Here is a 20,720-nt window from a genome sequence, read left to right on the forward strand (position 1 = left end):
CACGATGCGGGAAGGTTCTATCCTGCCCCGCGGCGGCTACCGCAAGCTGCTCCCACTGCGATTCGTGCCCGCCTTCAATCCATGCCCGGTTTGCGCTCGGCCCCCCCGATGCGCTGTCCGCTCGTCTCGCCCCAGTCGACCTCCACCAGCTTTTGAGGTCGTAACGCCCCTAGCCGCTTCAGGTTCGGGCAATCGCTCCGGTGAATCGAAATGCCGCCTCCTTGCGCTGTGACGTATCCGCCGACGGCGTCTCCCGGGGCGGGCGTGCAACACCCGGCGATCTTCGTCAAAACGTTGCTCGCGCCCTGCACTCGCAGGCCGAGGCGCAAGGGGGGCAAGGCTGCCGGCGCGCTCGGCGCGGGCGGCGGAACCTGAACGCCGAGCGCGTGGCCGAGCCGCGCGGAACCGATATCGCCGCGGCCGATGGCTGCCAGCAAGTCTTCAGGGCGACGCATTCCGAAGCGTTTGGCGAGTTCGGCGATGTTGATCTCCGGAAGGCCCAGTCGCCGGTGCTCGCGGTCCAGCACCGCCCGGCCCTGGGCCACATGTGCCTCATGATCCTGCTGCTTGAACCAGCGCCGGACCTTGGCACGCGCGGAGGCGGTTTTCAGATACCCGAGGTTGGGGTTCAGCCAGTCGCGGCTGGGACGGCCTTCCCGCGCCGTCAGGATCTCGACCTGCTGGCCGCTGGCGAGGGACATCGTGAGCGGGACCATAGCCCCGTCGACCTTCGCGCCGCGGCATCTGTGCCCGACCTGGGTGTGAATCGCGTAGGCGAAGTCGAGCGGCGTGGCGCCAGCGGGGAGATCCACGATATGGCCCTGCGGCGTGAGCACGTAGATCCGGTCGTGGAAAGCCGCCTGCTTGAAGCGGTCGATAAGGTCGACGCCGCGGGATGCGCTCTCCCCGGCCTTCAGGAAGTCGCGGGACCAGGCGATGCGCCTTTGCAGACCTTCTTTGTACTGCCAGTGGGCCGCCACTCCCAGATCGGCGTAGCGGTGCATGGCGAAGGTCCGGATTTGCACCTCTATCGTGACTCCCTCCGGCCCAATGACCGCCGAGTGCAGGGACTGATAGCCGTTGGGTTTGGGTTTGGCGATGTAGTCGTCGAACTCATCGAGGATGGGCTCCCACAGCCCGTGCACGACGCCCAGCGCCGCGTAACAGTCGCTCACCTCGTCGACCAGGATCCGAAAACCGAGGACATCGAAGACGTCCCCGATCTCGATCCCTTTTTGCCGCATCTTGTTCCAGACGCCATAAACGTGTTTGGGGCGCCCGCTGATTTCGGCCCTGATCCCGGCGCGCTGCAGCTCTTCGCTCAGGCGCGAAACCACCCGGGCGATGTAGCGCGCGCGATCCGCGTGCCTTCGGTCGAGGCCATCGGAGACGCGCTGATAGGCTTCCGGCTCGAGGTATCGAAAAGCGAGGTCTTCGAGCTCCTGCTTGAGCTGCCAGACGCCCAAGCGGTTGGCGAGCGGCGCGAAAACCTCGAAGGTTTCTCGAGCGAGGGTGCGCCGTGTCTCGGCCGGGGCGTTCTCCGCCGCGCGCAGAGCGCAAAGCTGGTGCGCCAGGCTCGCGAGCACCACCCGCGGGTCCTCCGCGATCGTCAAAAGCATCTGCCGCAGGCGATTCGCCTGCAAAGCCTCGGTCGCCGTCTTGCGCAGATCTTTGAGATTGGCGATCCGAAGAGCGCCTCGCGTAAGGCTGGCGGCTTGTGCGCCCGCCCACTTCTCTATCGCCTCTGCACCGACCGCACCCCGTTCGAGCAACGGCAATAGCAAGGCGGCCGCGCAGGTATCGGCGTCCATGCCGAGTTTACCCAGGAGCTCGCCGGCTTGTGCGCCCTGATCCGCAGGCTCCCGGAGTCGTTCGTCCTCGGAAACCCTGGCGGCCACCAGCATACGGGCGCGTTCCAGGCTGCTCGCACCGGCTCCCGGAACGGGACCCTGGCCCGCCTCGACGGGCGCTTCCGAGCGAGGCAGCTCCTTTCCCGGCAATGTGATGCGGTCGGAATTCATCGCCTACGACCCGCCGAAAGCCGCACCGGCCTCAGTCTCCCTGGTTGCTTCAGTCTCGCAGTTTCGGCTCCGCAACGTCTACACTTACAAATTAGCAGGCGGCTGGCCGAGCGCCAATAACAGCCGAGGCTGCTCGGCTGCGGGTCGAAGGTTTCAAAGGCTCAAGGCGAAGAACGGACGAACAAAACCGGGGCCCCCCGGTGGGTGCGAGAGCCGACGCGGCGGAGAAACGGGACAAAGGACGGCGCTTCGCGAACGAGGGAGGCGCCGGGCCGTTCAACGGGCTTTTTTCTTGCCTGCGGCCGCCTTGCGAACGATCGCGGCGCATTTGGCGGCGTCCGCGTCGGATTCGAAGCCGAAAACCGCTGAAAATTTTCGGCCCACGACCTGCGCGACGAGAAAATCGATGTTGACGCCCGCATCGGCGATCGATTGAGCCGTCTGGTACCCGAGCCCCGGCCTGTTGTCGCCCTCGACGAGCAATGCTGGAATGGCGGAGGCCGCGAACCCCGCTTCCCGTGCCGCGGCCACGGCCTTCTTCCCGGCAACCGGATAGAGCTCGATGGCGGCTCTGGATTCCTCGCGGGGAAAGCGATAAGCCATTACCACGTGGATGTCCGTTCCCGCGTGGGCTAGAGGCGCCAGGGCGTTGGCGAGAATACCCGGCTTGTTCTCTACCTCTTTGCGCCACAGCACGATCTTTTTCACGGTGACTGCCATGCCGAGTTCCTCCCTTCGTTTGGCTCGATTTTATTGCGGACCGGCCATCCCCGCAACCGTGGCTTTCGATCATGGGTCGTGAGAGAACGATGGTATTAAGGAGGAGCGAAAATGGCTAATGATACGGGGGAAGTACCGCTTGGCCGCGTGACTCACTACTATTCCCACCTCAACGTCGGCATCATCGAGCTCACCGACGGCGACCTCAATGTCGGCGACACGATCCACATCAAGGGCAAGCATACCGACTTCAAGCAGACGGTCGATTCCATGCAGATCGAGCATCAGAACGTCACCCATGCCGACAAAGGAAAAACCGTGGGAATCGCGGTGCGGGAGAAGGTAAGAGAGCACGACCGGGTGTTCAAGGCCGGTGGCTAGACCGACCGGTGACCGGGAACCGAGAACCGCGACGGACAAAGGCTGCGCCAGGTAGTGATGACAGAAGGTCGTTCAAATTTGGCGCAATGATTTTTCACAGGGGCTTCGCTGCCAGGCCGGTGGCTTTGCGCCAGGCAGGGTCCAGGCTCGCAAAAAGCAGTCCCGCCAACACGTAGACACCGACCAGCGACCACAGGAGCGGCTCGTAGCTCTGCCAGCGATCGAAGACCGCGCCGGAGATCACGGGGCCGAGCACGCTCCCCCAGGTGTAGAAGAGGGTCATGTAGCCGCGGATCTTCGCGTAGTGCTTCCTGCCGAAGAGATCGCCGACCACCGCCCAGCCGAGCGGAAAGGTGCTCTCAACGGCGGCAAAGAAGACCGTGAAGAGGACCAGGACCCAGAGCGAGCCGCTGAAGATGGGAAGGAGCATGGCGGCGCCGCCCACGAACAGGATCGAGGCCGTGAGGCGCGGCTTGTCGCTTCGATCGGCGGCCCAGCCGAACACGAGCGTCGAGGCCATCCCCAAAAACGCGTAGGTGCTGAGCAGGAAAGCGGCTTGCTGCTCGCTCAGCCCTTTCCAGACCATCAGCGGCACGAAGTGAACGCCGATCGCGTGGTAGCAGGCGTTGCGGATGCCGGCCGCCATGACCGATCCCCAGAACGGGAACGACCGCAACGCCTCGCCCACCGTGACCTCGACTTCCGCTGCCGGCGGCGCCTCGCTCCTGCCCGCTGTCGCGACCGGCGATTCGCCTCCGTCGGGCCGCAGCCCGACGCTCTCGGGCGAGCGGCGGATGGTGAGAGCCAGCGGAACGCCGACCGCGAGAAAGAGGAGGCCCGCCGCGGCGGCGCCCCAGCGCCAGCCCCAGGCCTGGACGGCGGCGCTCAAGAGCGGCGCGATCAGGACGCCGCCGAGCCCGAAGGAGGCGCTGCTCACGGTGATCGCGCGGGCACGGTAGCGGATGAACCACGTGTTGATCAGCACCATCGGGGCGTGCATGAAGCCGCCCGCGTGCGCCAGCGAGATCACGCCGAGATAGACGATCAAAAAGCCGGCGTAGCTCTCGACCTGCGAGAGCAGAAGATAGCCCAAGCCCATGAGCAGTGCCGCAGCCAGCATCACAGGCTTGGGGCCATAGCGGTCCAGCAGGTGGCCGACGACCGGCCCTTCGATCGCGCCCTCGGCTCTGGCGAGGGAAAAAGCGAGCGACGTCGAGGTGCGATTGAGGTTCAGATCCTGACTGAGCGGGAGGAAAAAGACGGTAAAGCCAAAGCTGTGGAGCCCGGCGCCGAGCACTCGCAGCGCACACGAAGCGGCCACCATCCACCAGCCGTAGAAGATTCGGGTTGTTTTTTCCGGCAAACGCGCGGTCCTGGCACAGGAAATATAAATTCAAAATCCATTAACATAAGCCGCGCCCTTTAACCACTGCCCTCCCGCCGTCTCAAGCTCGGCGTCCAGCGTTCTCCTCTCCCATTTACATTCATCTGGACGGCTTGAACGGTTCGAACCTCCTACTTGAACATCTCCCTTAGCTTCCGGCCCCAGCTCTCCAGCTCCGCCTTCGCGGGAAGGGACATGACCACGATCTGATCGTCCCTCACGTCCTTCTTGAAGCGATGCTCGACCTCGGGATGGAAAACGTACTCGCCGAGATCGCCGAAGACCTTCTGCGCCTCGGGCCCGAGGAAAAAGTCCGCAAACAGGCGCGCGGCGTTGGGATGCGGCGCCTGGCGGTTGATCGCGACGTAGCTCACCGAGGCGAGATAACGGTCCATGCGCACGTACTCGATCGGCCCGGGGAACTGGTACTTGTCCTTGATGTAGCCGATCGCCACCTGCACCTCTCCCGCCGTCAGCGGCTGAATGGTGTCGGAGAGGCTGCGGCCGAGGCGCGGTTCCTGCTTTGCCCACCCTTCCACCACGCTCACCCATTTCGGCCCGAGGAGCTTCTCGAGATTGAGCACGAACTGCAGCGTGGTCACATGGATGCCCGGGTTGGCCATGCCGAATTTTCCCTTCCACTTCGGCTCCGCCAGATCCTCCCAGCGCCTGGGCGCCTCGGCGGGCTTGAGCAGCCGGTTGTTGTAGTTGAGGCCGTAGGGCAGCACGCGCCATGGCGTCATCCTGCGTTCGGCGGTGCGGAACTGCTTCGGGAAGCTCTTCGCCGCGGGCGGCTCGAAATCCGCGAACAGGTTCCGTTCGTTGAGCGCCGTCACCACGACCTCGTTGCCCAGCGTCACGTCGAAGCCCGGCCTCCCCGCCCGCGCCTCGGCGAGGCTGCGGTTGATCAGCTCGGTGGCGTCGCCCCGCCAGTGGCGGAGCTTGATTCCGTACCGCTTTTCGAACAGATCGCCGATCGCCTTGGACGCATTGATGGTGATTGCCCCGTAGAACATCACCTCGCCTTCCTTCTTCGCCGCCTCGACCGTCGCCGGCGAGATCTGTGCCGGCGCCGCCGCGGGAAGGAGCGCGCACCAGAACACGGCTGCCGCAACCCATTTCTTCTTGTCCGTCGTCATCTTCTCCTCCGTAGTGCAATCCAGAAACCTAGCGCCGTCGGGAGCGACAGTCAAAAGCTCGCGCTTCCTTGACACCGTTTCCGAAGTGAGTCAACTCTGAGAGATCTTTTGCCGCGAGCCGCGCCCCAGCAGTGAGTACCACGCGAGCAATCCCGGAAGAACCCACGCCACGCCGCACAATCGCCGTGGCCGGCGTCATGCTGGTCATCTTCCTTTTCGCCATCGACGCCACCATCGTCAGCACGTCGATGCCCACCATCGTGGCCCGGCTCGGCGGTCTGGAGCTGTACGGCTGGGTCTTCTCCATCTACATGCTTACCTCGGCTCTGAGTACTCCGGTCTTCGGCAAGCTCGCCGATCTGTTCAGCCGGCGGCGGTTGATGCTCGCTGGCATCGCGGTTTTCGTCGTCGGGTCCACCCTCTGCGGCATGGCCTGGAGCATGAAAGCTCTGGTCGTGTTCCGGGCGATCCAGGGTCTCGGCGGCGGCGCCATCTACGCCCTCTCGTTCATCATCGCGGGCGTGCTCTATCCGCCCGATCGCCGCGCCCGGGTTCAGGGCGTGATCAGCGGCATCTGGGGCGTCTCTTCCGTCCTCGGGCCGCTGGCGGGCGGCCTGATCGTCGAGCACGCGAGCTGGCGCTGGGTCTTTTTCGTCAACCTGCCGATCGCCGCGCTTTCGGTCGCGTTGATCGCGACCGGTCTGCGGGAAGCCGAAGCGGAGCATCGCGTGCCGAAGCTCGACCTCGCCGGCACGGCGGCGCTCCTGGCCGCGCTGATGCTCATGTTCTACGCGCTTTCCCACGGAGCCCACAACCGCCGTCCGCTCAATCCCGAGGTGCTGTCGCTGCTCGGGCTCTCGGCGGTGTTCCTGACCGCCTTCTATCTCATCGAGAGGCGCGCCGAGGAGCCGGTGATTCCGCTCGACCTTTTTCCGATCCCTCTCTACCGCGTGTCGTCGGCCGTGGCCGCGCTGGCGGCAATGGGCGTGTTCGGGGCGATCAGTTATCTCCCGCTCTATCTGCAGGGAGTGACGGGCCTCGCCGCGTCGCGCGCCGGCGCCGTGCTCCTGGTCTTGAGCCTCGGCTGGACGGTCGGAAGCCTGATCGCCGACCCTGTGATCAGACGGGGCGGCTATCGCTTCGCCGCCGCGGCGGGAATGGCATCCATGGCGCTCGGCTATTCCGTCTTCGTCTTCGCCGCGAGCGCAGGCGGCGTGCCAGCCGTGGTCGCCGGCGGCTGCCTGATCGGCGTCGGCATGGGTATGGCCAACCTCACGAGCCTGGTTGCCGCCCAGAGCGCGGTGCCCATGCGGCGGATCGGCGTGGCGACCTCGACGATCATGCTGTTCCGGACCTTCGGTGGTGCCTTTTGCATCAGCCTCATGGGCACCGTCCTGCTCGACCGGATGCAGCACGGGCTGCAGATGCTCGATGGCGCCTCCGATCTCCCCGGCTCCCTGCGCGGGCGGATCGCCGACCCGCAGTACCTGCTCGAACCCGCGGCGCGCGCCACGATCCCCGCTTCGCTCCTGCCGAAGCTCACCTCGCTTCTCGCCGACGCGTTGTGGTACGCGTTCCTCGTCGGTCTCCTCCTGATGATCGCCGGGCTGGCGGCGAGCCTGTGCATGCAATCTCGAGCGCCGCACGGCCCGACCGGAAGGGACTCCGGGCGCGCAATCGTTTGACAGCCGCGGCCTGCTCCCGCTACACATTCAAATAGCACTTCCACTTCTCAGGAAAATGAACGAGCATCGGTCTTCGGCCGCTCCCGTAGCCGTCGGGGTTTCCGCTTTCGAGGCGACCGAGCAGCAAAAGCGCCTCGCGCTGAGCTTCATCAGCGCCTGCCACACCCTCAATCATCTCCAGTACAGCATCACGTCGGTTGTCTATCCCGTCGTGATGAGAGAGCTGGGATTCGGCCTGCTCCAGCTTGGCATGATCTCCGCCGTTTCGAGCTTCGTCGGTCAGGGGCTTCAGGTCGTCTACGGCTTCTTCGCCGGGATGTTCAGGCGGACGGCGATACTCGGCGCGGGCAACGTGCTCGTGGGCTGCACCTCAATGATGCAGTCGCTGGTCACGAGCTATCCTCAGCTGCTCGTCGCGCGGGCGGTCATCGACGCGGGCTCCAGCCCTCAGCACCCGCTGGGGTCGAGCATCCTGTCGCGTTACTTCCCGAAAGCGCGCGGCTGGGCGCTCACGTTTCACCACTCCGCGGGCAATCTCGGCTCTTTCATCGGCCCGGCGCTGGCCTCCCTGGCCCTCCTTTACCTCGGGTGGCGGACGACCTTCGTGGTTTTCGGGATGCTGAGCCTTGTCGCGGGCCTGGCGCTTTTTTTCCTCCAGGAGCAAGGCCCGGTCCTGGACGAGACCCGGAGCCGCAGGGGCAGGCTCAAAGCGAATTTCAGGGCCTACGCGATCTGCCTGAGAAACCGCAAGATCCTGCTGACGTCGATGGTGCTGATGGTGGGCGCGGCCGGGCGCGGCACGGGAATCAACGCCACCTATCTCGTGCCGTTCTTCATGGACCGCTTCGACGTCAGCGCCTCCACGGGTGGCCTGCTGTTGACGTTGATGCAGGGCGCGGGGCTGGTCGGCCCGCTGGGGATCGCATGGTTTTCGGACCGCACGGGAAAGCGCGCCCTCGTCACCCAGGCGACGCTTCTCGCCTCGGCTCTCATGACCGTCGCTCTGGTGCAGCACTCGACCCTGGGCCCCCTTTTCTATCTCAATCTGGTTCTCTACGGCGCGGTGGTCCAGGCGCGCGGCTCCCTCACGCAGACGATGATCGGCGATTTCGCCACACCCGAGCTGACCGACGCCGCCTTTTCCATCTATTATTTCGTCGGCTTCATCTCGGGACCCATCTGGACGCTGATCGCGGGCTACGTCATGGAGCACTACGGCTTCGCCCCTGCGTTCTACGTCGCCGCGTCGACTTACATTGCCGGCATGTTCCTGCTGTTCTTCGTGCGTGAATGAGCCGAGCCAACCGGACGGGCACGGGAGGAGATTGCTTCCCGTGCTCTTCCGGGCGAAATCTTTTTAGAGGTAGCCCTTCTCCCGGTAGTACCGCTCGGCCCCCGGATGGAGCGGGATGTCGAGCGGGCCGGAATCCGTGTCGGTGCAAAGGGACCGCATCGGCGGCGGCGCCGGCGCGTCGTAGGGGATTTCCTCCCGGATCCGCTCCAGGACCGCCGCGATACGGTAGGCCAGCTCCTCCGGGAATTTTTCGTGCACGACGATCGGCCAGCCGCTGAAATCCACCGCCGTGACCGGCCCCTCGATGCCTGCGACCCGACCGCCGTCGACCCGCGCCCGTTTGAAGCCGTAGCGCTCGAGCTTCCGCAGCGCCTTTTCGGAAAACGAGAGAAAGACCATTCCGTGCTGGACCGCGACGTCGCCCCAGGAGTCCATCCCCTCGTCGATGACCAGGTGGACGTCACCCGACACGATCCCCTCGCGCCGTCGGGGATTGCTCGGCCGGACCACCTCGTCGATCGTGCCGCCCCAATCGATGAAATCCCGGCGCGAGATGCCGTGCGCCTTCAGCATCGCCCGGATCGCGAAATCCACGCAGTCGTTCACCGCGATCGAGACGCTCATCTTCGGCCGCATGGCGATCAGCTCCTCCATCGTCCGGACGCCGAGCTTCGGCGACGCGGCGACGACGAGTCGGTCCCAGGACGGAAAGACCGCGAGCGCACGCAGCGGATACGCGCGGCGAAACGGCCCCTTGCCGCGCACCGCCATCGAGGCGATGACCGAGGGGTTGAGCCAGACGAGGTCGAGCTTGCCGGTCCCGACCAGCTTCGCTCCGCGCACGCCGCTGCACCATGCCGGGCTCACGCCGATGGTGAAGGGATAGGGCGGCCCGGGATCAGCCTTGCCGCCGGGAAGCTCCACCGCCAGTCTCACCGCGCTGGTGAGCATCGTGGGAACGTCTTCGTACAGACCCGCCAGGATTCTCGTCGCGATGCGCGCCCGCATCAGGCTCGCGCTCATCGGTTTCACGCTCCGGTCGTCGTAAACCACTACCGCCTCCTCGCTGGAAAGATTTCGCTCGAACCAGAGCTAATCCCAAGTCGCGGGAGTGTCAACGCCCGCTGCTATTGCGCTCGAGCGCGGCAACAGCTCTTCAAGGGTCCACCCGTTCAAAATTCGAGAAACCCGGGCGAGACCGGTTTGGCACACCCCGAAGGAGACGAAGAAGAGCGCTTCGAATCGTCCTTGAAGCGTTGAATTCTGGAACCTTTGAACCGCCCCGAGCGCGCCGGACGGATTGAACGGAGCGAAGCGGCTGGCTGGTTTGAACCGTTTGAACGATTCCTATATGGAACAATTGAACTTCGGAATCTTTGAACCGCCCCCTGCGGAGGTCCCATGCAGATCCCGGCAGTCGCCACCACCACGATCGGCAGCTTCCCGCGACCGGCGTGGCTCGCTTCGAGCGAGCGCACCCAGGTGCGGTTTCGGCTCGACGGAGCCGCGCTGCGGGAGGCGCAGGACGACGCCACTCGCCTGATCCTCCACACTCAGGAAGAAATCGGCCTCGATCTCCTGACGGACGGCGAGCAGCGCCGCACGGGCTTCATCCACCACGTGCTTGCCGCGTGGGACGGGATCGACCTCGTTCATCAGGGCATCAAAGCCATCTATCGCCGGCGCGAGCAGAACCGCATGGTCCCGCGGGTCGTCGGGAAGATCGAGCGCCGGCGCGCGGCGGTCGTCGAAGATCTCCGCTTCGCCAAGGCGCACACCCGAAAGCCGATCAAGATGGCGGTCCCCGGGCCGATGACCGTGATCGACAGCACGCTCGACGAGACCTACGGCGACGAGGAAAAGATGGCGCTGGACGTCGCCGCCGCGCTCAACGCCGAGCTGCTCGAGCTGGAGGCGGCCGGGTGTGACGTGCTGCAGATCGACGAGCCCGCGATGACGCGTTACCACGAAAAGGTCTTCGCCTACGGCTCCCGGGCGCTGGACCGCTGCCTCGAAGGCGTGCGTGCGCCCACCGTCGTTCACCTTTGCTACGGCTACCCCGGCGGCGGCGGCCGCCAGCACCAGTACGAATATCCCGAGCTGCTCGCCGAGCTGATGAAGACACGGATCGGGGGATTCGCCGTGGAGTTCGCCCGAAGCGGCTACGATCCAGCGGTTCTCGGCGCCTGCCGGGGGCGCACCATTCTGTTCGGCTGCGTCGATCCAGGCGATTCCCCGGTGCCGCCGGTGCCGTCCGTCGCCGAGCGGGTGCGCGTCGCGCTGAAATATGTCGAGCCTTCGCGCCTGCTGCTCGCCCCCGACTGCGGTTTGATGACGATCAGCCGTGAGCTCGCCGAAGCGAAAGCACGCTTCCTCGTCGAGGTCGCGCGCGAGGTGCGGCGGGCGCTGTGAAAGCCCTCCGGGAAGACCGATCGTGACGCCCCCGAGCCCGGCGCGGCAAAGCAGACGCCGGCGACCGCGCAAGCCGCCTCCCTGTCCGGAGTGCGGTTCCGAGACGGTCGTGCCGGTGATCCACGGCGTCCCTGGCGCGGCGCAGCGCCGCGCGGTGGAACGCAACGAGGCGGTCCTCGCCGACCGCGAGGAGTGGGAAGGGATGACGGAATGGTACTGCCGCGCCTGCGGCTGCGACTGGAGAGGAGGGTGGCGCCGCTACAAGAAGCGGGCGGACGGCGAGTCCCTTCCTTCATGACCTGCGTGGTCGATCCCCACGGCACCGCTCACACACGAAAGCGGCCTTATTTCGCCGGGGCCTCGCAGGTGATTCCCGCGCCCGCGTCCTCTACCAGCGCCGTGGCGCAACGGTAGACCTGCCCTTCCGGAGTTCTGACGATCGCTCCCACGCCGCCGAGATCGGTGACGGTATAAGGGCCGACCTGCGCTGGCGGGCTCGAAAAGCCGCCGCCCGAAGCCGCAAAGCGATCCAGCGCGATGTGAACCAGCCCGATGGCCGCGATGCTTTCGATCCGGCGCGCCGGATCGGTGCCTCGTGACAGCGCGTTCAGCGCCTGCTCCTTGACGATCTCCTTGAGCTCGGCCACGGCCCGCTCGATCCTTTCCAGCTCGGATTTCATTTCCCGCGCGCGCTCCGGGCGAACCGCGGTCTGGCGCAGCGCGATCTCGTACTCCTTGCGCCTGAGGTCGAGGTCGACCAGCTGATTGAATTCCCGCGATCCGCCGATCGTCACGATATAGACGCTCTTCAGCGATTCCGCCATGCGCTGGCGGTCCGGCCAGCGGTCCGGACGGGCCGCGAGCCGGCTCATCTCCTCGTGATAGTCGTTCAGCCCCACCGCGAAGGTCATGCCCGGGCTGACGTTCGCGGGGACGCACCCCGTCGCAGCGACCAGGACCAGCCCGATCGCCGCCGCTCTCTTGATCATGGCGCGCAAAATACCACACTTTGCCCGCCGGCAGGTAGCGTCGCTGGCCGCAAAGCCGGCCTGCTCCGCCCGGGCCCCGCCCCCCAAGCTGTTGGAAAGCCGGGCCTGCCGCGCTATGAATAGGAAATCTTTTTTCGGACCGAGGTGCTTGATGGCAACAGAACAGCACGAAATCGTCGACGGCGACGGCCACGTCATTGAGGATATCGCCGCCATCTGGAAGTACATGCCCGAGGCTTATGTCGGGCGGAGCTTCTCCGATCTGCGCGGCCGAAGTCCGTTCCCGCCGATCGACCATCTCCATACGGCCAACCGCCATTTCACGCCGCCCGGCGCCTTCGCCAACGTCGGCCGAGAGGGGTGGGAGATTTTTCTGCGCGAGGTCGGCATCGGTGCAACGGTGCTTTACACCAGCGCCGGTCTGGCGTTCGGCAAGATCGTCAGCCGCGATTGGGCGATCGAGCTGGCGCGCGCCTACAACAACTGGATCTACGACACATACGTCTCGAAGAGCCCGCGCTTCAAGGCGATGGGCCTGATCCCGCTGCAGGAGCCCGCCGAAGCAGTGATCGAGCTGCGCCGCATCGTGCGCGACCTTGGCTTTTGCGGCGCCATGCTGCCGTCGACGGGCGCGAACATGCCCCACCTGGGCTCGGAAAAATACCGGCCCATCTACGGCGAAGCAGAGCGGCTCGGCTGCGCGCTCGCGATCCACGGCGGGGCACACGAGGGTCTGCTCATGGACGACATGAGCCCCTACGCCCCGGTCAATGCGCTCGGCCATCCCATGGGACAGATGATCTGCTTCGCCGGGATCGTCTTCAACGGCATCTTCGACCAGTTCCCGGGGGTCCGGATCGGCTTCATGGAAGCCGGATCGGCCTGGCTGCTTACCTGCCTGGAGCGCTTTACCGGCTCGTGGGAAAGCCACGTCCAGTACGACCCGCGCGGCCGCTTTCTGCGGCTTCGTCAAGGCGAAAAGATCATCGATTACATCTGCCGCCACATCGACGAAGGGCGGATCTTCGTCGGCGTCGAGGGCGACGAGCTGACGATCGCGGAAGCGGTCCGGATCGTCGGCAACAAGCCCTTCGTATTCTCGACCGACTATCCGCACGAAGTCGACGCGGAGACCTGCAAGCACGAGCTGGAGGAGCTGCAGGAGAATCCCGAGCTCAAGACCGAGGACAAGCAAGCGGTGCTTTCCCGCAACGCCCGCCGGTTCTACGGCCTTGCCCGACTCTGAGGAGCGCGATCATGCCAGAAACAAGAAGCGTTATCGACGGCGACGGTCACATCTTCGAAAACCACGAGGCGATCTGGAGCCGCATGCCGCGCGAGTACCGCGGCGACAACTGGACGATGCGAAGCCCGTTTCCGCCCAACGACCATCTCCACGCCGCCAACCGCCACTTCGTTCCGGACGGCGCGTTCCGGCGTGTCGACCGCGAGGGCTGGGTCGCCTTCATGGAGGACACCGGCATCGGGCAGGCGGTGCTGTATCCTTCCAGCGGGCTCGCCTTCGGCCGCGTGGTCAGCCGCGACTGGGCGATCGAGCTGGCGCGGGCTTACAATGACTGGCTGTGGGACGAGTACCTCAAGCGGAGCGATCGCTTCTACGGGCTCGCGCTGATTCCGCTGCAGGAGCCCGCGGCTGCGGTCGAGGAGTTGCGCCGGGCGGTGCGCGAGCGCGGCTTTTGCGGCGCGATGCTGCCGAGCACCGGCGCTCCGGGGCTGCAAAATCACCTCGGCGACGAGCGCTACTGGCCGATCTACGAGGAAGCCGACCGGCTGGGCTGCGCGATCGCGATTCACGGCGGCGTGCACGACCACATGGGCCTCGACGACATGAGCCCGTACGCCCCCGTGAACGCGCTCGGCCATCCGTTCGGCCAGATGGTCAATTTCGGCGGCCTTCTCTTCAACGGGATCTTCGACAAGTACCCCAACGCCCGCTTCGGCTTCATGGAAGCGGGCTCGGGATGGTTCGTGGGCTGCATCGAGCGCTTCGAGCGCTCATGGAACAGCCACGTGCAGTACGATCCGCGCGGCCGGTTTCTCAAGCTGCGCGAGAACGAATCGATCACCGATTACATCCGCCGCCATGTGCGCGAGGGGCGGATCTTCGTGGGCGTCGAAGGCGACGAGCTGACGCTGCCGTTCGCCGTGCGCACGGTCGGCTCCGATCCGTTCATCTTTTCCTCCGACTTTCCCCACGAGGTCAACAACGAGACCTGCAAGCACGCTCTGCGCGAGCTGGAGGAAAATCCCGGGCTGGGCGCGGCCGACAAAGAGGCGATCCGCCGCGGCAACGCCGTGCGCTTCTACGGCCTGTCCGGGCGCCGAGAGGCCCCGGGCCGGCCGCGGCGGTAACAGCTCCAGGTTTCCGCCGGTTCGGACGATCGACGAAACCCAAGGCGGGAGCAGCTCGCCGGCCGCCGCTCAAATCGGCGGCCGGCGCTCGTGCCAGCGCGCGTGCTGCTGGTAGGCGAAGGCCGCGCGGAAGACCGAAGGCTCGCCGAACGCCTTGCCGACGAGCTGCAGCGCCACCGGCAACCCCTTCTGGCTGAACCCGCAGGGAACCGACATCGCCGGCAGCCCCGCGAGGTTGAACGGCGCCTGGTACTCGGGCGCCAGGTGCTTGCGCAGCGTATCGAGCGCGTCCACCTCTTCGAAGGTCGGCGCGGTCGCGGTCTGGCAGGGCAGCGCCAGGAGATCGACGGTCTCGAAAACCTCCGCGCACTCGCGTCTCAGCTTGCTGCGCAGCCGCTGCGCGTGGAGGTAGTCGGCGGCGCCCGTCAGCACGCCCAGGTAGATCCGCGCGCGGCGCGCCGCGGGGCCGCTCTTGATCACGATCTTCGCCTCCTCCCGCCTGCCCGCGTAGTGCTCGTTGTAGTAGATCACCGCGTTGGCCTGCGTCGCGTAGCGCAGCGTGGGGAGCGAGACCTCGACGACGCGGGCGCCGAGCGTTTCGAGATCTGCGATCGCCTGCTCGACCTTCGAAAGAACTTCGGGGTCGGTCCTTCCGCGACAGACCTCGATGAAATCTCGCGGCACGCCGATTACCATGCCGCGAACGTCTTCGCGAAGCGCGGCGGCGTAGGGCGGCACCGGCACGTCGGCCGACGTCGGATCGTCGGGATCGTAACCGGCGATCGCCTGCAGCATGTGAGCGCAGTCCTCCACGGTCCGCGTCATCGGCCCGCAGTGGTCCAGTGACCAGCCGAGGGGCGCCAGCCCCCGGCGGCTCACGCGGCCGTAAGTGGCTTTGAGGCCGACGATGCCGCAGAGAGAGGCGGGATTGCGGATTGATCCGGCCGTGTCTTCGCCCAGCGCGCCCAGACACAATCCGGCAGCCACCGCCGCGCCGGCCCCCGTGCTCGATCCGCCCGTGATTCGCTTGAGGTCCCACGGATTTCGTGGCGCCGGCGGTTCGGTCGGCATGCTGCTCATGGTGAGCTTTCCGAGCAGAACGGCGCCCGCGTCGCGCAGCTTCCTGACCGCGGTGGCGTCGGCGGTCGCCAGCGCCGCCGCCGCGCTCGCACCGCGAATCTCGGCGGGAGCCCCTTCCACGTCCAGCTGGTCCTTGACCGCAACCGGGATTCCGTGCAGCGGGCCGCGCCAGTCGCCCTTGAGAACCTCGGCTTCGGCGCGGCGGGCTTCGATGAGCGCACTCTCCCCCGTCAGCCGGCAGTACGCGTGCAGGTCACCGTCCACGGCGGCGATTCGGTCAAGCACCGCCCTGGTCAGCTCGACCGGTGAAAGCTCGCGCCGTTGAATCAGCCTCTGTGCCTCGTCGATCGTCAGGTAGTAAAGCGGTTCGCCGCCAGCGTGGCTCATGCGCCCCCCTATTTCCGCTCCGGGTGAAACACGCCGGCGATCTCGGCGTCACCGGCATCGACGCTTCGAAGCGTCTCCAGCGTCGCCACGTAATGTTCGAGCAAAGACCCGAAACGCTCCAGGTCGCCGTCTCTCGGCTCCAGCCCTTCCTTCTGCAAGAGCGCTTCGAGCATCCGCTCAAGCGATTTGTCCATGGCGGTTTCCTCCCGTGAAAGCTCTCTCCCGGTCAATCTCTACCGCGCAACCCGAGCCCGAGGCAGTTGTCTAAAACCACGAAGACCACGAGCATCAGAAGCGCGACGTTGTTCTTCTATCGCCGCCCCGCAGCCGTCGTCAAGCAGCACGCTCATCCCGACGTCGCCGGGCCGGATTCGCCTTTCTCCGTCTTCACCGCTTGAAGCGGCGAGTCCTGTGGAGCGCGGGCGCGGAAACGCAAAGCCGACGTTCAGGCCCGCACCGTGAGGACGGGACGGGGCCGACAAGGGAGATGCCCTTCGAGCGCGCACGAAACGATTCCTCCCTCCTCGTTTCCCCCTCCGGCATCGCCACTGAAAAAAACGGCATCGTCGGTCAAAACCGCCCCTGGTGACACTCGCTGATTAGCGCCTGGCTGCACGCATTACCGGAATTGCTCCAAATATTCCGCTCGCGTCTTCGTGGCACGGAGGTTGCTCCGCTCCCCCACGGTTTCGGCGCGGCGCCGTTTTTTATTTTATGGCCTGGCTGATCTCGAGTCTTCGCTTCCGTTTGATCGCCTTCGTCCTGCTGGCCGTCGTTCCCGCTTTCGGGGTCATTCTCTACGGCACCGCCCGCTACCGTGCCCTGATGGCGGGGCACGTTCAGGGGAAGGCCCTGGACACCGCGCGCTTGATCGGAGCCGAGCAGGAGCGCTACTTCGAGAACGCCCACCAGTTCCTCGTCACCCTGGCCCGCCTGCCGCAAGTCCGCGAGCGATCCGGCCCGGCCTGCGATCGGCTGTTGGCCGGCCTGCTCGAGCCTCTCTACGTCGATCTCGCGGTTTTCAACCTGAACGGCGGCCAGGTCTGCGGTGCTTTGCCCCGGAGCAAAGCTCTCGTGAGGCCCGAGGCCGCGCTCCTTTCGGCGGTGACCCGAACTCACGATTTCTCCATCGGCCGGATCCGTCCGCTCCCGTCGGCGGAAAAGGCGGTCGTCGACCTTGGCTATCCCGTCGTGGAATCCCCGGGCGTCGTGCGCGGCGCGGTCGTCGTCGCGCTCGACTTTTCCTGGGTCGCTCGCATCACGGCCCACAGCCGCCTCTCACCGGGCGCGTCGTTCACTCTGATCGACGATCAGGGAACCGTTCTCCTCCGCCACCCTGACGGAGCCGCCTGGGTCGGAAAGAAAGCCTTCATGGACAGCTCCAACCGTTTCGCCGTTCTCGGCGGGCTCGAAGGCGCCGTGCAGGCGATCGCAGCGGACGGAGTGGAGCGCCTTTTTGCCTTCAGCCGGCTCAAAACCAGGTTCGAAGGCCAGACGATCTACGCCGCGATCGACGTTCCCGCGTCCCTGGCCTTCGCCGAGGCCGATCGCATCGCCGCCTACAGCCTGGCCGCCCTCGCGCTGCTCACGGCCGTAACGGTGCTCGCGGCCTGGTTCGGGGCCGATCTGCTCGTCCTGCGTCGCATCCGCGACCTCGTTTCGGCGACGCGGCAGGTCGCCGCGGGAACGCTCACCGCCCGTACCTCGCTCCCCTACGGCAGGAGCGAGCTCGGCAGCCTGGCCAGAGCGTTCGACGAGCTGGCCGAAACACTGGAACGGCGTGACCGGGAGGCCAGAGCCTCCGTCGCGCAGATCGAGGTCCAGCGCCTTCGCCAGAGGGTCCTCCACGATCTGAACCTCGCCTTGATGTCGACGCTCGACCTCGCCAGTGTGCTCAACACGTTGCTCGCGAAGATCGCTGCGCTGTTTCCCTGCTGCGTGACGACGGTGAGCTGGATCGACCGGCGGACCGGGCGGCTCGAAGACATGGCGTACCGGAGCGACGCGGGCGACGATGCGGGCTTCGCCGAGACCGGCATCGAGCGCGGCCTTCCCGAGGTGGTGGTACGGGCGGGCGCGCCCGTCGCCGTTCGCGATGCGCAGCTCGATCCCCGCACCACCCATCCGGAGTTCTTCCGCCGCTACCGGCTGGTTTCCTATCTCGGCCTGCCGATGATCTCGCAAGGCGAGGCCCTCGGCGTCCTTTCGCTCTACACCAACCGGCCGCACGAGTTTCAGGCCGATGAGGTGGATTTCCTGATGGATGTCGGCACGCAGGCGGCGATGGCGATCCAGAACTCCCGCCTCTACGAGCAGACGCGCCGCCAAGCGGAGGAGCTGGAGAAGTCGAACAAGACCAAGGACGAGTTCCTCGGCGTCATGTCGCACGAGCTGCGCACGCCCCTCAACATCATCATGAATTACGCCGAGGCGCTGCGCATCGGGATGTTCGGCGGGCTGGGCCCGGAGCAGACCAGGGGAATGGAAAAGATCCGCTCCCAGGCGGCCCAGTTGCTCGCCCTGATCAACGGCATTCTCGAGATCACCAAGATCGAGACCGGGAGCGTCGCGGTCCACCGGGAGGCGGTCGATCTGAACAAGTTTCTCGCCGAGCTGCGCTCCGACTACATGATGCCGAGCGAAAAGCGCCTCTCCCTCGAGTGGCGCCACCCCGACGACCTTCCGGCGCTGATGACCGATCGGGCGAAGCTCAAGCACATCGTGACCAACCTCATCAACAATGCGATCAAGTTCACGGAACAAGGATCGGTGGTGGTATCGGCCAGCGTGCTCGCCCGGACCGGAGAGCTCGAGTTGCGCGTCGCCGACACCGGACCGGGTATTCCCGAAGAGCTGATTCCCGTGGTCTTCGACAAGTTCCGCCAGCTCGACAGCACGACGACGCGGAGCCACTCGGGCGCGGGCCTCGGTCTCTATATCGTCAAGACCTTCGTGGAGCTGTTGGGCGGCACGATCCGGGTCGAAAGCAGGCTCGGCGAGGGATCGATTTTCATCGTCCGGCTGCCCCTCGGCGTGCCCTCCAACCGGCCCGGAGTCCCGGAATACCGCGCCGACTGCGCCGGGCAAGCCTGACGCAGCTGAAAGGAGCGTTCGATGGCGATACCCATCTTCTGGCGGCTCATGGCGGGGTACTCGGTCATTCTCGTTCTCTCCCTGGGCGCCTCCTCCTACTCGATCCTGCGGCTCGGCACGCTGAGCGAGGCGGCGCGCACGGCGCTCGGGCGCGATTATCGCCTGATCTCTCACCAGGAGAGGTTGGCCGACATCTTTCTCTCGGAGGTGCGCTACGCGGGCAAGTTCGTCATCACACAGGCGGCGGCCCACCGGGATCAGTTTTCCCAGTTCAACCGGGACTTCCTCCGCTCGCTGAGCGAGGTGAAAGCGCTGGCCGCCTCCCCCGAGGTCGAGGGCCGGCTGGCGCGCGTAGAGGAGTACCATCGGCGCTACCGCGAGCTCTTCGAGCAGGAGGTCCGCTATCTCAAGGCCCGCCAGCCCTACGCCGAAAGCCGCTACCGCCAGGAAAAGGAAAAGATCATGGATACGCTCCTGAGGGAGCTCGAAGGGCTGAAGGGGCGGCTCCAGGAAACGTTCCAGGAAAAGCTGCGGACGATCGAGGGCGCGGCCCACACCGCCCGCAGCGTCGCGATTCTGACCACGGTCCTGCTGATCGCGCTCGGCGCAGCGGTCTCCCTGGTCGTCAGCCGGAGCATCACCCGGCCGATTTCAGAGCTGCGGCAGCAAACCGCCGAAAACGCCCCGGACACCGCATCCGCAGAGGACTTTTCCCGAATCCCGGAGATCCGCGACCTCGCGGACGCGCTCGCGCACGCCCGGCGGAAACTCGAGGCCGCAGCTCAGGCGAACCGGGATTTCGTCCGCTCGGTCACCGACGAGTTTGCCACGCCCCTGATTTCCATGCGGGCGCGCCTCGGTCGTCTGGAGAGCGAGCTGAACGCCACGATGACGACCGATCAGAAAGCCGTGCTCCAGATCCTGGCCTCCGAGAACGACCGCCTGATCCGGCGCTTCCAGCAGCTCGCCGAGGCTCCGCCCGTCCCCGAGGCGCTCCCGGGCGGGAGCGAAGAAAAGCCGGAGCGGCGGGCAGCAGCGGCGATGACGACGACCCGGCGCGCGCTGCTCGAAAACTGGCGCTCGCGTGCCTTCCGGCTGGCGGAACTCTGGCATCGGCGCGCCAGAGCGTCCTGGAGCTCGATTCGAGCCTCGATCGAGACTTTGGGATGCGGAAAGGCGAGAAAGTCATGAAGCGGAAAACCGTTCGGCCACGAGGACAGGCAGCGCCGACGGTGCGGCCTTCCTTTTGCGCCGCCGTGCTCCTGGCGGCGCTCGCCGCCGCGCTGCCCGGTTGCTCGGGGCTCGCCGTGCACGACGCCGAGAAGTCTTCCGATCCCTTCGGCCAAAGCCGGCAGCTCTTCGAGCAGGGCAACTACGACGCGGCTCTGCGCGAGAACCAGCGGTTGCTCGCGGACGGCAGGGCCGCGCCTGACGTAGCGCTGTTCAATCTCGGGTTGATCTCGGCTTACTCTTCGAATCCCAGGAAGGACTACCCGAAGGCGCTCGGCTATTTCAGGAGGCTGATCAAGGAGCATCCCCGAAGCCCCCTCGTCGAGCAGGCGAAGGTCTGGGTCCAGGTGCTGGAGGAGCACCAGAAAATAGCCGAAGAGCGGCGCCGGCTGATCGAGGAAAGGCGCGTCCTGCTCCGCGAGAAGGAATTACTCGCGCAGGAACGGGAAAGGCTCAATTATACCGTCGAGCGCTCGCGCCAGGTCGACATCGAGATCGAGAAGCGGCGGCGCCAGACGCGCCTCCGCTGAAG

The 20,720-nt window shown here is 65.9% G+C and carries 18 protein-coding genes; 10 read left to right on the top strand and 8 right to left on the bottom strand.

The window, feature by feature from the left end; translation table 11 throughout:
• Window positions 1-74 precede the first annotated feature (74 nt).
• Both VNN77_16610 and VNN77_16615 read right to left on the bottom strand, forming a co-directional pair.
• Entirely contained in the window at window positions 75-2,021 is a 1,947-nt protein-coding gene (locus VNN77_16610) for a RelA/SpoT family protein (GenBank protein ID HXG53019.1), read from the bottom strand.
• Between the two features lie 276 nt (window positions 2,022-2,297).
• Window positions 2,298-2,741 carry a hypothetical protein gene (locus tag VNN77_16615; protein HXG53020.1) on the bottom strand — a complete coding sequence of 148 codons (444 nt, stop codon included), beginning with the start codon at window positions 2,739-2,741 and terminating at the stop codon, window positions 2,298-2,300.
• A 111-nt stretch (window positions 2,742-2,852) separates the two neighbouring features.
• Between VNN77_16615 and VNN77_16620 the strand changes: the two genes are divergently transcribed.
• Complete coding sequence (locus tag VNN77_16620; GenBank protein HXG53021.1) at window positions 2,853-3,122, top strand: hypothetical protein; 270 nt, start codon at window positions 2,853-2,855, stop codon at window positions 3,120-3,122.
• 94 nt (window positions 3,123-3,216) lie between these two features.
• Here VNN77_16620 and VNN77_16625 read toward each other — a convergent pair whose 3' ends face one another.
• Window positions 3,217-4,485 (bottom strand): MFS transporter, encoded by a 1,269-nt coding sequence (locus tag VNN77_16625; protein HXG53022.1) that lies wholly within the window; start codon window positions 4,483-4,485, stop codon window positions 3,217-3,219.
• A gap of 152 nt (window positions 4,486-4,637) precedes the next feature.
• Window positions 4,638-5,645 (bottom strand): extracellular solute-binding protein, encoded by a 1,008-nt coding sequence (locus VNN77_16630; protein HXG53023.1) that lies wholly within the window; start codon window positions 5,643-5,645, stop codon window positions 4,638-4,640.
• Window positions 5,646-5,776: 131 nt separating this feature from the next.
• Here VNN77_16630 and VNN77_16635 point away from each other — a divergent pair, with 131 nt between their 5' ends.
• Both VNN77_16635 and VNN77_16640 read left to right on the top strand, forming a co-directional pair.
• Window positions 5,777-7,330 carry an MDR family MFS transporter gene (locus VNN77_16635; GenBank protein ID HXG53024.1) on the top strand — a complete coding sequence of 518 codons (1,554 nt, stop codon included), beginning with the start codon at window positions 5,777-5,779 and terminating at the stop codon, window positions 7,328-7,330.
• A gap of 55 nt (window positions 7,331-7,385) precedes the next feature.
• Complete coding sequence (locus VNN77_16640; GenBank protein HXG53025.1) at window positions 7,386-8,624, top strand: MFS transporter; 1,239 nt, start codon at window positions 7,386-7,388, stop codon at window positions 8,622-8,624.
• Window positions 8,625-8,687: 63 nt separating this feature from the next.
• Here VNN77_16640 and VNN77_16645 read toward each other — a convergent pair whose 3' ends face one another.
• A complete protein-coding gene (locus VNN77_16645; protein ID HXG53026.1) occupies window positions 8,688-9,677 on the bottom strand; it encodes a TAXI family TRAP transporter solute-binding subunit in 990 nt (329 codons plus the stop codon).
• Window positions 9,678-10,025: 348 nt separating this feature from the next.
• Here VNN77_16645 and VNN77_16650 point away from each other — a divergent pair, with 348 nt between their 5' ends.
• Both VNN77_16650 and VNN77_16655 read left to right on the top strand, forming a co-directional pair.
• Complete coding sequence (locus tag VNN77_16650; GenBank protein HXG53027.1) at window positions 10,026-11,036, top strand: 5-methyltetrahydropteroyltriglutamate--homocysteine methyltransferase; 1,011 nt, start codon at window positions 10,026-10,028, stop codon at window positions 11,034-11,036.
• A gap of 109 nt (window positions 11,037-11,145) precedes the next feature.
• Complete coding sequence (locus tag VNN77_16655; GenBank protein ID HXG53028.1) at window positions 11,146-11,334, top strand: hypothetical protein; 189 nt, start codon at window positions 11,146-11,148, stop codon at window positions 11,332-11,334.
• A 46-nt stretch (window positions 11,335-11,380) separates the two neighbouring features.
• On the opposite strand, the gene VNN77_16660 is transcribed toward VNN77_16655, so the two are convergent.
• Window positions 11,381-12,025, bottom strand: a complete 645-nt coding sequence (locus VNN77_16660) for a hypothetical protein (GenBank protein ID HXG53029.1) — start codon at window positions 12,023-12,025, stop codon at window positions 11,381-11,383.
• A gap of 151 nt (window positions 12,026-12,176) precedes the next feature.
• On the opposite strand from VNN77_16660, the gene VNN77_16665 reads away from it, so the two are divergent.
• Together VNN77_16665 and VNN77_16670 are read left to right on the top strand one after the other, a co-directional pair.
• Window positions 12,177-13,271, top strand: coding sequence for an amidohydrolase family protein (locus VNN77_16665; protein HXG53030.1), 1,095 nt, complete (start codon window positions 12,177-12,179; stop codon window positions 13,269-13,271).
• 11 nt (window positions 13,272-13,282) lie between these two features.
• The gene (locus VNN77_16670) at window positions 13,283-14,398 is read left to right on the top strand and encodes an amidohydrolase family protein (protein ID HXG53031.1); all 1,116 of its coding nucleotides are present in this window, start codon (window positions 13,283-13,285) and stop codon (window positions 14,396-14,398) included.
• Window positions 14,399-14,467: 69 nt separating this feature from the next.
• Here VNN77_16670 and VNN77_16675 read toward each other — a convergent pair whose 3' ends face one another.
• Together VNN77_16675 and VNN77_16680 are read right to left on the bottom strand one after the other, a co-directional pair.
• On the bottom strand, window positions 14,468-15,865 hold the full coding sequence (locus tag VNN77_16675; protein HXG53032.1) for an amidase: 1,398 nt from the start codon (window positions 15,863-15,865) through the stop codon (window positions 14,468-14,470).
• 8 nt (window positions 15,866-15,873) lie between these two features.
• On the bottom strand, window positions 15,874-16,059 hold the full coding sequence (locus tag VNN77_16680; GenBank protein ID HXG53033.1) for a hypothetical protein: 186 nt from the start codon (window positions 16,057-16,059) through the stop codon (window positions 15,874-15,876).
• Between the two features lie 520 nt (window positions 16,060-16,579).
• On the opposite strand from VNN77_16680, the gene VNN77_16685 reads away from it, so the two are divergent.
• From VNN77_16685 to VNN77_16695, 3 genes are read left to right on the top strand one after another with little or no spacing between them, the layout of a single operon-like run.
• A complete protein-coding gene (locus tag VNN77_16685; protein ID HXG53034.1) occupies window positions 16,580-18,958 on the top strand; it encodes an ATP-binding protein in 2,379 nt (792 codons plus the stop codon).
• Between the two features lie 21 nt (window positions 18,959-18,979).
• Entirely contained in the window at window positions 18,980-20,149 is a 1,170-nt protein-coding gene (locus VNN77_16690; GenBank protein ID HXG53035.1) for a hypothetical protein, read from the top strand.
• A complete protein-coding gene (locus VNN77_16695; protein ID HXG53036.1) occupies window positions 20,146-20,718 on the top strand; it encodes a tetratricopeptide repeat protein in 573 nt (190 codons plus the stop codon). The genes VNN77_16690 and VNN77_16695 overlap by 4 nt, the downstream gene beginning before the upstream one ends.
• Window positions 20,719-20,720 lie beyond the last annotated feature (2 nt).

The sequence above is a fragment of the Candidatus Zixiibacteriota bacterium genome, assembly GCA_035574315.1.
In the GTDB taxonomy this organism is placed as follows: Bacteria; Desulfobacterota; Binatia; order UBA9968; family UBA9968; genus DATLYW01.